This window comes from Brevundimonas staleyi, from assembly GCF_041893865.1.
In the GTDB taxonomy this organism is placed as follows: Bacteria; Pseudomonadota; Alphaproteobacteria; order Caulobacterales; family Caulobacteraceae; genus Brevundimonas; species Brevundimonas staleyi.
Genome location: NZ_CP169082.1, coordinates 2,882,526 through 2,894,792, shown reverse-complemented (window position 1 = coordinate 2,894,792; position 12,267 = coordinate 2,882,526). Strand labels below are relative to the sequence as shown.

Annotated in this window: 11 protein-coding genes; 4 read left to right on the top strand and 7 right to left on the bottom strand. The window is 65.5% G+C overall.

The window, feature by feature from the left end; translation table 11 throughout:
- Positions 1–23: 23 nt before the first annotated feature.
- On the bottom strand, positions 24–719 hold the full coding sequence (locus ACETK8_RS14790; protein ID WP_374036596.1) for an IS110 family transposase: 696 nt from the start codon (positions 717–719) through the stop codon (positions 24–26).
- A gap of 301 nt (positions 720–1,020) precedes the next feature.
- Between ACETK8_RS14790 and ACETK8_RS14785 the strand changes: the two genes are divergently transcribed.
- Positions 1,021–1,629, top strand: coding sequence for a recombinase family protein (locus ACETK8_RS14785; RefSeq protein WP_374036595.1), 609 nt, complete (start codon positions 1,021–1,023; stop codon positions 1,627–1,629).
- 57 nt (positions 1,630–1,686) lie between these two features.
- Here ACETK8_RS14785 and ACETK8_RS14780 read toward each other — a convergent pair whose 3' ends face one another.
- Complete coding sequence (locus tag ACETK8_RS14780) at positions 1,687–2,319, bottom strand: DUF6538 domain-containing protein (RefSeq protein WP_374036594.1); 633 nt, start codon at positions 2,317–2,319, stop codon at positions 1,687–1,689.
- A gap of 276 nt (positions 2,320–2,595) precedes the next feature.
- Here ACETK8_RS14780 and ACETK8_RS14775 point away from each other — a divergent pair, with 276 nt between their 5' ends.
- From ACETK8_RS14775 to ACETK8_RS14765, 3 genes are all read left to right on the top strand, one after another.
- Positions 2,596–3,861, top strand: a complete 1,266-nt coding sequence (locus ACETK8_RS14775) for a tyrosine-type recombinase/integrase (protein WP_374036593.1) — start codon at positions 2,596–2,598, stop codon at positions 3,859–3,861.
- Positions 3,862–3,947: 86 nt separating this feature from the next.
- On the top strand, positions 3,948–4,562 hold the full coding sequence (locus ACETK8_RS14770) for an acetyltransferase (RefSeq protein WP_374036592.1): 615 nt from the start codon (positions 3,948–3,950) through the stop codon (positions 4,560–4,562).
- Between the two features lie 3 nt (positions 4,563–4,565).
- Positions 4,566–5,759, top strand: coding sequence for a DegT/DnrJ/EryC1/StrS family aminotransferase (locus ACETK8_RS14765; RefSeq protein WP_374036591.1), 1,194 nt, complete (start codon positions 4,566–4,568; stop codon positions 5,757–5,759).
- On the opposite strand, the gene ACETK8_RS14760 is transcribed toward ACETK8_RS14765, so the two are convergent.
- From ACETK8_RS14760 to ACETK8_RS14740, 5 genes are all read right to left on the bottom strand, one after another.
- On the bottom strand, positions 5,742–7,097 hold the full coding sequence (locus ACETK8_RS14760; RefSeq protein WP_374036590.1) for a recombinase family protein: 1,356 nt from the start codon (positions 7,095–7,097) through the stop codon (positions 5,742–5,744). The two genes, ACETK8_RS14765 and ACETK8_RS14760, sit on opposite strands and share 18 nt — an antisense overlap.
- A complete protein-coding gene (locus tag ACETK8_RS14755; RefSeq protein WP_374036589.1) occupies positions 7,094–8,692 on the bottom strand; it encodes a recombinase family protein in 1,599 nt (532 codons plus the stop codon). Before ACETK8_RS14755 ends, ACETK8_RS14760 begins: the two co-directional genes overlap by 4 nt.
- A gap of 377 nt (positions 8,693–9,069) precedes the next feature.
- Positions 9,070–9,735 carry a TetR/AcrR family transcriptional regulator gene (locus tag ACETK8_RS14750; RefSeq protein WP_374036588.1) on the bottom strand — a complete coding sequence of 222 codons (666 nt, stop codon included), beginning with the start codon at positions 9,733–9,735 and terminating at the stop codon, positions 9,070–9,072.
- A 48-nt stretch (positions 9,736–9,783) separates the two neighbouring features.
- Positions 9,784–10,542 (bottom strand): 3-oxoacyl-ACP reductase FabG, encoded by a 759-nt coding sequence (gene fabG, locus ACETK8_RS14745; RefSeq protein WP_374036587.1) that lies wholly within the window; start codon positions 10,540–10,542, stop codon positions 9,784–9,786.
- Positions 10,539–12,245 (bottom strand): class I adenylate-forming enzyme family protein, encoded by a 1,707-nt coding sequence (locus tag ACETK8_RS14740; protein WP_374036586.1) that lies wholly within the window; start codon positions 12,243–12,245, stop codon positions 10,539–10,541. Before ACETK8_RS14740 ends, fabG begins: the two co-directional genes overlap by 4 nt.
- Positions 12,246–12,267 lie beyond the last annotated feature (22 nt).

The window sequence follows — 12,267 nt, the reverse complement described above, 5'->3', positions numbered from 1 at the left end:
GGATTGAGGTGCGGTAGGTCAGGTCATGCCGCTGCCTCCGATCCGTGCCGGAACTCCGAGCCGTCTGCCCACATGCGATGCAGGACGACCGCAAGTTTACGGGCAACGGCGACGATGGCGCGTCGGCGGCCCTTGGTCTTCATCAGTCGCATGCCCCAGGCCTTCAGGCTCGACCAGGCGATCGAGCGCATGAGCATGGCGTTGGCGGCGGCGTAGAGGGCGGCCCGCACGTCGGAATCGCCGGCGTGGGAGATGCGTCCGGGATTGTCCTTTTCGCCGGACTGGAAGCGTCGAGGGGTCAGTCCGAAGTGTGCGCCGACGGTGCGCGAGCTCTTGAAGCGGGCTGGGTCATCGACGGCGGCCTTGAAGCTGAGGGCGGTGATCTCGCCGACGCCGGGGATGCCCATGAACCGGGTGCAGACCTCGTCGGCATGAGCCGCCTTACGCACCCGCCGGTCCAGCTCCATGAAGGTCTCGAACAACATCTGTCGCGCATGCAGCATCGGCAGGAGAGCGCGGCTCAGCCCTGCATCGCTCTCGATGGTATCGCGCACGGCGACGTCGAAGGCGCCGCGGGACAGGCGCATCGGCAGCTTCACACCGAAGACTTTCAGCAGACCGCGGATCTCGTTCTCGAGGTCGATACATTTGCGCTGCATGACCTTGCGGCTGGTCAGCAGCGCCCGCGCGTAATGGCTCTCGACGCTCTTCACGTGCACCCGGCTGTAGGCGCTTGAAAATTCATTCGGCTATCTCGGCCCTTGGCGAACCCTCTTCGCCGCACCGCGCAACATCAGCATTTGTATGCTGTCGGGTCTAGCAAGCACGCACCGACAGTCAGATGAAAATGGGCCACATTTTTTCGAACCCTGAACTCGACCACGCAAACGGCTGTGCGGCCCCATGGAGGGATGGCTCGCAAGTTGTAAGTTTCAAGCTATGGATCAAAAGATATGTTGACGGGGCATTTGATCTAGCCTTATAAGCTAGGCATCAGCCGCCCCTAACTTGTGAGCCACAATGCACCGTATCGCGTACTATCGGGTCAGCACCGGCGACCAGAGCATCGAAGCCCAACGCGCCGCACTGGGTGGGTCATTTGATCAGGAGTTCGCGGACGAGGGTGTCAGCGGCGCGATCCCCGCTGCGCAGCGACAAGCGTTCTCCGACCTGCTGGCAACGGTGCGAACCGGCGACGCGCTGCATGTATATGCGGTGGACCGGCTGGGTCGCGATGCTCTCGATGTGCAGACCACCGTGCGGCTCCTGCTTGAACGCGGGGTCACTGTCCACGTTCTTGGCCTTGGCGCGATAGGTCGCGGCGTTGGCGAGCTAATTCTCGCGGTACTCGCGCAGATCGCTGACATGGAACGGCAGCGCATAGCGGAGCGGACCCGCGCCGGACGAGAGGTGGCGAGAGCCTCTTTGGCGGCCACAGGGCGCACGCACAGGGGCAAGGAAAGCCTCGGGCGACCCATGGCGGCGGACGGGCCGGCGGTGGCGTCCTGGCGGCGGGAAAACGGGGAGAGCATCGCTCGCACCGCAAGGCACTTCGGATTGTCGGCGGCGACGGTCAAGCGTTACTGCGCCGCCTCACAAGCAGCTGCCACGCGCCGGGGTGGGTGTTAGGCGGCTTCGACCGCTCCCGTTCCAATGGCTTCGTCAAGATAAGCGGCGAGCAGCTTTTCAGCAGCCTCCATCAACAGCGCATCGAGAGGACCGAGAGAGAGGCAATCTAGGTTCGCTGAGATCGTATCCTGAACATTCCTCGTGGCTATAAACACCTGGGTTCGGGCGGGACCGCTCAACCCTGACAGCGGGGTTAGGGCGAGCGCCAGTGCAGCCAACGCGCCGGACAGCCATGCTTTCCGACGTCGAGAGAGAAAACCGATCAATTAGAGAACCGTCTTTCAGGTTCCACTCGTGCTTCGATAGCTCGCCTTGAAGGCTCTCTTTCTTCGCCTCAAGCAGCCCCTCTTTGGCCGCAGCCTCCAAATCTCGCCGGTAGCTAGCCGCAATCAAAGCTGCGTAGTGCAGGATTTCAGAGTTATCGTGTTCTGTCTCCAAGGTCGCCGTCCTGACGTCCTCGCCGCGATCATTGAAACCCGCCGACAACGGCAGCTTCGAGACAGCCTCGGCGCGTTCGAGTTCGCCATCTGTCTTCGTTGCGTCGCTGTTGCGCCGCCGCTTAGCCTCGGCGAAATCCTTGGTGCGTAGGCTCCACATAAACTGCTGCTTCCCGATAACGGGTTGCAGGTGGTCGGGGATCACCCGGCGGAAATAGTAGGTCCCGTTACGCTTAGAAAGATACAAGGGCATCGGGTTTCCATCTGCTCCAGATGTAGCACCCACTCGCGACAAGCCCTTGATTTGCTGGTTTTTCCAATCCCATAGGGGAATGGCGGAGACGGAGACCGATTCTCCGCCATTTAGGCTGTTTCACAACGTTTCTCGAGGCGATCAAACAGCAAGTTTTTGAAGGCCTTAGTTTTCAGTCGATTTCATGATGTTTCGTGCAAGCGCAAATTTTTTGGGGGGTAGCAAGGCAAAGAAATCTGCTATCAAAAGTTCGAATGCAAATCGGAAAATAAACTCGTGCCGCGTAAAGCCAGGGAACTCGGGCCGCTATCTGTCTCGCGATTGACCGAGCCTGGTCTGCACGCGGTAGGGGGTGTTTCCGGGCTTTCGCTGCAGGTCCTGCAAAGCGGCGCCCGAAGCTGGATCCTCCGGGCGACCATCGGCGGCCGACGCCGGGAGATGGGGCTCGGTGGCTATCCTGATGTGACCTTGGCCCGCGCGAGGGAGGCGGCGCGCGATGCTCGTGCGGCGATCCGATCCGGCGTCGATCCCATAGAGACCGGGCGGAAAGCCCGACAAAGCCTAGGGGCCACTCAAACGACGAGGATGAGTTTTCGCAACGCTGCGGAGGCCTATGTCGGTGCCCATGGGTCTGCTTGGCGCAACAGTAAGCATCGGGATCAGTGGACATCGACGTTGTCGACCTACGCCTATCCGGTCCTTGGCCATCTGGACGTCTCCAGGATCGAGTCCACCCACATTCTGCGGGTCCTGGAACCCATCTGGCTGACCAAAACCGAGACGGCCACGCGCCTGCGCGGACGTCTCGAACGGGTTCTGGACTGGGCCTCAGCGCGGGACTTCCGCACAGGTCCCAACCCTGCCCGGTGGCGTGGTCACCTGGAAAATCTCCTGGCGAACCCCGCCCAGTTGCGACGGGTGGTGCATCACAAGGCGCTCGCCGCCGACGAGATGCCCGGCTTCATGGCACGCCTCAAGAAGGTCGACGGTCAGGGGGCCAGGGCGCTGGAGTTCGCCATTTTTACGGCGGCTCGATCCGGGGAAGTTCGAGGCGCCGTTTGGGCAGAGATCGATCTGGCCAACGCGGTCTGGACGGTGCCGGCAGAGCGGATGAAGGCCGGTCGGGAGCACCGGGTCCCTCTGTCGGAGCCGGCCATGGCTCTCTTGCGCACCCAGAAGGCGGGAGACAGCACAAGCCCTGTCTTCACGGCACCTTCGGGCGTGCCGCTCTCCGACATGACCCTCTCGGCCGTCTTGCGACGCATGAAGGTGGACGCCGTGCCCCATGGGTTCCGATCCACCTTCAGGGACTGGATTGCGGAACGGACGGCCTACCCCAATGAGGTGGCGGAGATGGCCCTGGCCCATACCATCGCCAGCAAGGTCGAGGCTGCCTATCGCCGGGGTGACCTGGTCGGCAAGCGGCGACAGTTGATGCAGGACTGGGCTGAGTTTCTGAAGCCGCAGCCTGCAGCCCAGGCCAGCAAATCCCAGGCGGCACGGCGGGGGACCAAGAGAGCTTCCGCTGGAACTGCGCGCTGAGCGTCCCTGTCGTGGAGGGTTCCGTCGCATGCCATGCGGGAATCGCGGCACAAAGCCTACCGAAGAGAGGCGCGAGCATGCGGTCATTGGCGATCCTGGGCGGCGGTGGTCATGCGCGATCCGTGGCCAGCAGCGCGGAACGGGCGGGCTGGACAAGCCTTGCCCTGTTCGACGACCGCAGCCCTGAGGCCTGGGAGCGGGGGCCATGGCCCGTGTCAGGCAGCACAGATGATTGGGCGGCCGCGGTCGAAGCCTACCAGGGGGTTCTGATCGGGGTCGGCGACAACGTCGCGCGGCTCGCCTTGCATCTCCGGGCGTCTGGGCTGGGGGCCCCGGCAACCACTCTTATAGATCCATCGGCTTCAGTCAGCCGCCATGCGCACATCGGAGCGGGGTCTGTTGTCCTGGCGGCAGCCTGCGTGAACGTGCAGGCCCAGCTGGGCCAGGCCGTGATCGTCAACACCGCCGCGACCGTCGATCATGATTGCCGGCTCGGTGACGGTGTCCACGTCTCGCCAGGAGCCAATCTGGCAGGCGGCGTTGTCGTCGGTGCGCGGAGCTGGATCGGGATCGGTGCCGTCGTACGCCAGGGCGTCGCCATCGGTTGCGATGCCGTGATCGGCGCCGGTGCCGTGGTTCTCGCCGACGTGCCCGACGGGCTGACGGTGGTCGGCAATCCTGCGCGCAAGCTGGAGCGTTGAGCCGTGCTGAATACACCATTCGCTCCCTGGCCCAGCTTCAGTCCCGAAGAGGTTCAGGCCGTCGGCGAGGTGCTGTCGTCCAATCGGGTCAACTACTGGACAGGAGACCTTTGTCGGACGTTCGAGCGCCGCTTCGCCGAGTGGGCGGGTGTGGCGCACGCCATCGCCCTCATGAACGGTACCGCAGCGCTGGACGCCGCCCTGTTCGCACTCGGCATCGGACCGGGCGACGAGGTCGTGACGACACCGCGCACCTTCGTGGCCTCGGCTTCCTCGATCGCCATGGCCGGGGCGACGCCCGTGTTTGCCGACGTCGATCCGGACACCCAGGGGCTCTCGGCCGAGACGATTGCTGAGGTCCTGACGCCCCGAACGCGAGCCGTGATCTGCGTGCATCTGGGCGGCACGCCCTGCGATATGGACCCCATCATGGCTCTGGCAGAGGCGCGCGACCTCAAGGTCATCGAGGACTGCGCCCAGGCGCACGGCGCGCGCTATCGGGGCCGGAGCGTCGGCTCCATCGGTCACGTCGGTGCCTGGTCATTTTGCCAGGACAAGATCATGACCACCGGAGGGGAGGGCGGCGCTGTGACCACGAGCGATCCGGCCCTGTGGTCGGCGATGTGGTCGTGGAAGGATCACGGAAAGAGCTGGGAGGGCGTCTATGAACGCCGCCATCCGCCCGGACCCCGGCTGGTCCACGACACCTTCGGAACCAATGCGCGGATGATCGAGATGCAGGCCGCGATCGGCCTGATCCAGCTGGATCGCATGAGCGACTGGACCGCCCGTCGTACGGTCCTGGCGATGCGCCTCGGCGACGTCTGCACTCGCCATGACCTCGTCCGCCTGCCGCGGCTACCGGCAGAGTCCGTTCAGGCGTGGTACCGGTTCTATGCCTTCATTCGCCCCGAACACCTCGCTCCTGGCTGGACACGGGACCGCATCATCGACGAAATCGTGGCGCGCGGCGTGCCCTGCTTTCAGGGCTCGGCCCCGGAAATCTATCTCGAGCGGGCCTTCGCCGGGACCACGTCCCGGCCGGCGGAGCGCCTTCCAGTGGCACGCTCCCTGGGCGAGACCTCACTGGCGATGCTGGTCCATCCCACCATCACCGATGCGCAGATCGACCGAGCGTGCCGGGCGCTCGACGAGGTGCTGACCCTGGCAGCCGGGCGCTCAATCCCTGTGCCCTGAGACGGCCCCGGCTCTGCGTCGGCTCCACGCCTCGCGAAGCTGCTCGCCGCGGTCCGTCGACACGCCGACCTCGCGATAGAGAGCGTTGAGCGATCCGAACATTCGCCTGAGCGTGTCAGGCGACGGGACATCACCGCGCGTGCGGATCAGGGCTCCGCTCAGATAGCCTGTCTGCGCCAGCAGGGCCGCAATGCGTGCGATCATCTCGCCTCGGTCCATCGCCTCCACATGCTGAGCATCGCGGGTAGTTCGCGCGTAGCCGACCTTGCGGAAGGCCGCTTGAAGCGACCCGAAACTCTCGACATAGCGGTGAGGAGGAAACCGCCCGTGTGCCTTGACGGTCTGGCGATCCAGCGAGCCGTGTCGCGCCAGAAGCCGGCGCAGTTCCGCCAGAATTTCCGGTTCGCCGTTGCGATGCCGGCCTCCGCCGGCCAACCGTCTCTGGGCCTCCTCGAAGCGCGCCTTGGAGATCATCGGCGCGACCACCGCGCGTCGTGTCCAGGCGGCGCGAGGCAGGACCCGGATGCACTGCCGCATCCGCCAGACCGTCCGCTCCCGGGCGAGAATGCCAATGACGAGTTCGTTCTTCAGCACGGCGCGGACCTGACGCGCCGTCCAGCCGTGGCCTTGGCGTGTGACCACCTTATCGGCGTTCAGCACGCGGACCGTGTCGGCAACGCTGCGGACCTCATTGACGTATAGATCGAAGACCCGGCGGACAGCCCGGACTTCTGCCTCGGGACCCCACGCCAGCCCGATCAACCCGTCGGACTTCGCCTTTCGCTCCCCCACCTTCAGGATCCGACCGACATCCGCTCCCTCGCCGATCACCCGCCGCGAGAAGCCGAAGGGGGCCTCGCCGCCGACCCAGCCGCCGCGCCTTCGGCTAAAGTCCTGACCCCGAAGGGTCCAGGCGGACTTCTGCTCGCTGAACTCCACCGCAAGGAGACGTTGCACAGACTTGATGAGGGTGGATGCCGGCGACACGTCCTCCTCGACCGTCGGGGTGCAGTAGATCACCGGGACGCCCGCAGAGCGGCACATGAACTCATAGTGGGCCGCCTCATCAGGATCTGGATAGCGCCCCCAGCGGCTGACGTCGGCGACCACGATCATCGCGTACTCGGGTCCGGCCAGGACGTCGCGCAGCATGGTCTGGAGCGCCGTCCGACCTCGGGTGGACAGTCCGCTTTTTCCCTTGTCGACATAGCTCCGGACAACGACGAGCCCCTCACGGTCGCAGAAGCGCGCGATGGCCTCCTCTTGCAATGCGACCGAACTGGTTTGGCCGAGGGTCGACATGCGGATGTACTGGGCGACGGGTCGTGGCGGGATCACGACGGCGAGCGCCGGGCTGGCACCGACGCCAGCTGCCCGGCGACCGCTTCGGGTCGTTCAGCCCTTTCCACATTCGAGGCCGATCCGCCTGCGGCCGGCCTGAGCGCCGGGGCCAAGGATCCTTGGGGAAACGCCGGGTGCCAGGCCGGCTGGATCGACGGCCGCTCGACGAGTTGATCGCGCTGGGCGGGCCGATCGGCGGCGGCGTTCTGTCGGCCTCGGCGGACCCAGGCCAGGCTTATCCGCTCGCGCTTGGTCAGGGGGTCGCCAACAGCGGCGAAGAGCGCCGGCAGCGACCCGAAATAGGTTTTGAGCGTCTTGCTGCGCGGCACATAGGGGCAGGCGTCGATCACCGACGCGCTGAGATATCCCCGTTCATCGAGAAGTCGCTCCAGGGCCGGCCGGACACGATCCCATGTGAGATCCTGGGCCTGCCAAGTCCTTCCGGCCCGGACATAGGCGGTCTGTCCGGCGAGCCTGAGCGCCGTTCCCAGCGTCCCGAACCGGCGTCCATACAGGCGCGGGGAGACGAGACCCCAGGCGGCGACAATGCCCTCCGTGACCCGGCCGTGGCGGGCGATAAGGCGGCGCAGGTCCTCGATGAGGGCGTCGTCGGTGTAGGTCCGTCTGGCCTGAAGGGCGCGTCTGGCCGAGGCCCTGGCGAACAGGGCCGGTGCGACGAGCGGCGGAAAAATCCGCACCCGCGACCAGTCCTCGCGGGCCCTGGACCGACGACGATCCCCAAACTGGTAGTGGCTCTTGCCGAAGCACTGGATCCCGACAACGAGCTCATTGTCTAGGATCGCCCTGACGCGATAGCTGGTCCAGTCCGTCCCCCCTCGGTAGGCGGTCCCCTTGCCGTTGAGATGCCGCGCGATCTCCAGAGGTGACTGGCCGCCACGGCCGTAGCGCCGAAAGATCTCACGGACGACGGCGACTTCCTCGGTCGGACCGGGAACGAAACGGAGTGTCTGCCCCCGATGTGCCTTGCGCTCACCAGGGACCAGGACGTGCGTTCGTCCCGTCGCTGGATCATAGGCCTCCTTGGCAAACCCATAGGCCGCCGGACCACCGCTGCACTCGCCCATAATCTGAGCTCGTCGCATGCCGGCGCGGGTCCGGGCCGAAAGCTGGCGGCTAAACTCTGCGGCCATCACCCGCTTGACGCTCTTCAGGATCATTGAGGCCTGACCGCCGTCGTTGTCGAAGACCTCGGCGCAGTAGATCACCTGAACCCCGGCCTGCCGGCAGAGAAACTCGTAGTGTGCGGCCTCATCAGGGTCCTGGAAGCGACCCCAGCGGCTGACGTCGGTGACAAGGACGGCGGAATAGTCCGGCGCGTCCAGGACATCGCCGAGCAGAGCCTTGAGGCCGTCGCGCCCCTTGATGGTGACCCCGCTCCTGGCCTCATCGACGTAGGTCCGCACCACGACATAGCCGCGGCGGGCCGCGTAATCGGCGTTGATCTCCCGCTGACAGGCGATCGAATAGTGCTGCTGGGCGTCCGACATCCGCAGATACTGGGCGGCCCGGATCTGGCCCTCGAGGCGCTCTGCTGCAGCCGTCTCGCACCCGTCGTCCGCGGTGAGGGTCATCTGAAAGGGCTCCAGCCTGACTCTCCATAACTTTGTTCGGCGAGCGCGATCTTCACGTTACCGTGCGGTAGCCGCGCCTGTGCTGGACTTCGCGATCCCAGTCGCGAAGGGGGCCGATTTCGCGAAGGCGGTCAAACTTCGTCGGCCTTGGAGACTTGTCCTGGTCGCCACTGGGAGCGATCGGCAGTTCGGCCGATGCAATCGGTAAGCGAAACGACGGTTGTTGTTTCGCGAAATGGCGGTCTGGCTGCAAAGCAGAAGCGGATGACTGACTGATCCTGGCTCAATGCAGCGGTTGGGAACGTCCGCTTGTCGGACGGCGAGCTAGCCGACAGGGCCGACCATGACATCTACGGCGAATAACTCAGCTCAGCGGGTCATCGACCCGTCTGCATGCCGCCCACGATCATCTCGGCATAGGTTTGACCGATCTCCCGTGCCGACTGCTGGGAGGTTTCGGGACGGAACCAGCGATGGGTCCAACCGAGGACGCCGAGCATGCCGTAGGCGACGACCCGCGATGGGCCGACGTTTCTCAGGCTGCCGTCCTCATACCCCGCCTCGACGATCTCGATGAAAGCGTTCTCAATGATGCGATTGACCTGGCGCATGTCCGAGGACCACTTGGTCCGGGAGCCGGACACCCGGCTCAGGTTCTCGCGGATGTAGATGAACAGCAGAGGATAGTGCTCGCCGTAGGACTCCATGATGGCGACGATCAGCGCCCGCAGCTTCTCAGGTGGCGACATTTCGCTCGCGGCGATCTCGGTGGCGATTTCGGAGTTCCGCTCGGCGACCGCGCGCAGGACCTCGTCGAACAGCTCTTCCTTGGAGGAAATGTAGTAGTAGACCGATGCCCGATCGATGCCCAGTTCCGCTGCGACGGCGCTGATGCTGGCCCCCTGCAGGCCGAGACGATCGAAGACCCGGACCGCCGCTTCCGCGATCTCGCGACGCCGACGCTTGTAGGCGTCGGAGCTCTCATGTTTGGCGGCCCTTCGGCGTTTCCCGATACCGCTGGTCTGATCGGTTGAAGCAGTCATTGCCGACCCTGATTACCGATGGAATCGGCAAACACCAACGCGTCGCGCTCAGCCTTTCGGGCCACCGGCGACATAAAGAACCTGTCCGGTGACGAAGCTCGACCGCTCGTCTGCGAAGAAGGAGACGGCGTTGGCGATGTCGTCGGGATGTCCGGGACGACCGACGGGTATGTCGCGCACGACCTCGGCGACCATGGCGTCGAAGGACAGGCCCAGGCGCTCCGCAACGCCGGCCGTCATGGGTGTCACGACGAACCCTGGGGCGACGACATTGGCGGTTATGCCCGACTTGCCCAGTTCAAGGGCGAGAGACTTGGTCAGGCCGATCACCCCGGCCTTGGCGGCGGCGTAGTTGGCCTGGCCGTGAGCGCCGAGCGCGGCGATGCTGGCGAGGTTGACGATCCGTCCGTGGCCTCTTCCCCGCATGCCGCTCTGTGTGGCCCGACACATGAGAAAGACGCCGCGGAGATTGACGTCCTGGACGACCTGCCAGTCCTCAAGGGTCATCTTGGCGACGGTCCGCTCCCGCAGGATGCCGGCATTGTTCACGAGAACCGCCGGAGGGCCCAGCGCGGCCTCAATGGACGCGACGGCGCGCTCGACCGACCCTTCATCCGCGACGTCCACGGCCACACCCAGGGCGCGTCGGCCGAGGGCGTCGACCCTGGCAACGGTCTCGGCGCAGGCCGCGGCGTCCAGATCCAGAATGGCGACGTCGCATCCGTCGCGAGCGAGGCGTTCGGCGATGGCGGCCCCGATACCGCGTGCGGCTCCGGTCACCACGGCGATCCGTGTGCCCTCGCTCATGACAGGCCCAGCCGCTCGGCGCCCATTCGCGACAGCAGGAACTTGCGCGGACGGCCCGACGGGGTCAGCGGCACCTCATCCGCCGCGATCGGCAGAATGTGGCGGGGCACCTTGAAGCGGGCCAGCCGCGCGGCGCACCAGTCGATAAGAGTCTGCGGTTCCAGAATGTGTCCAGGGCGAGTGACGATGAAGGCCACGCCGACCTCGCCCATGCGATCATCGGGAACGGGGGCGACATGGGCCTGGAGCACGGCCGGGTGAACCATCAGGACGTCCTCGATCTCCGACGGGGTGACCTGCTCGCCGCCGCAGCGATAGCTTTCCTTCACCCGCCCCACGAGCGTCAGATAGCCATCCTGGTCGATGCGGCCGAGATCGCCCGTGTGCAGCCATCCCTCGGCATCGAACGCCTCGGCCGTAGCGTCGGGCTTGTCGAAATATCCCTGTGTCACCCCCGGGCCCCGAGCCATCAGCTCTCCGACCTCGCCGGGGTTCAGAACGGCACCCGTCGCCGGGTCCACGACCTGGTAGTCGACAAGGCGGTTTTCGATCGCCGGATCGCCCGCCGGCCCCACGTCGCGAAGGCGGCCGTTGGTGGTTTTGAGCCGTTCGGCGGTGTCATCGGGTCGCGTCACGGTCGTGGACGCCGTGCATTCGCTCATCCCATAGCCGGTCGTGATCTCGATCCCCGGGAATGTCTGCAGGATCCGGTCCCACAGTCCGGGAGGCGTTCGGCCACCCGAGGACAGCATCGCCTTGAGCGAACCCGTGTCGGCGGAACCGGCCTCCAGGGCTTCGAGCACGGCGAGGGTCATGGTCGGGATGAGGAGGAGGTCGCTCACGCCATGCCGCTCGATGGTTCGCAGCGTCTCGCGAGGATCGAACTTCAGGTGCGGAACCACGGCCCCCCCGACGAACAGGGCGGAGAGGAGTCCTTCCACATAGCCGTAGACGTGGTTCATCGGCAGGCTGAAGTGGATGCGCCGGCCGTCTTCGAAGGCGCGGGCGTAGGCGCTGCCGAAGGCGGCGCGCAGCAACATGTCGTGGGTAAGCAGGACGCCCTTGGGCGATCCCGTCGTCCCTGATGTGTAGATGATGTCTGCGGGGGCCTGGGGATCGGCCTTCACCTGGAACGGTTCTGTCGCGATCAGCGCCTCGAACGGGACTGCCCCGGCGCGGCCTTCTCCCTCGGCCCTGAACACGGCGATGGAGCGCAGGTCCGGCAAATCTTGGCCGCCCCCGGCGGTCTCCCAGCCGGGGGCGATGTCGTCCAGCATGCCGAGATAGTCGAGATCGCGGAAGCGATCCATGGTGACCAGCAGGGCCGCCCGGGACTGGCGCAGGACATACGCCAGTTCGTCCCTGCGGTTCAGGATGTTGACCGGCACCGCGACGCAGCCGACGGCCGCGACAGCGAACTTCAGGGCCGCGAACGCAGGGTAGTTGGCCATCACGAGCGCAACGTGTTCGCCCGGTCTGAGGCCGGCCGCCTGCAGACCCCCGGCGACCGCGGCGGACCAGTCGGCCATCTGTCGATAGGTCCAGGTTCTTTCGTCTGTGATCAGATAGGCACGATCCGGGTGACGATCCGCCGCCTCCAGCAGCCTCTCGTACAGGGTCCGGGGAACCCACGGCGAAAAGCGATCCGCAAGCGCAGACTGGCGATCGGCAACGGTCAACAAGGGCTTGCAGGCGGACTTCATGGTCAGGACGCCAAGGCGATGG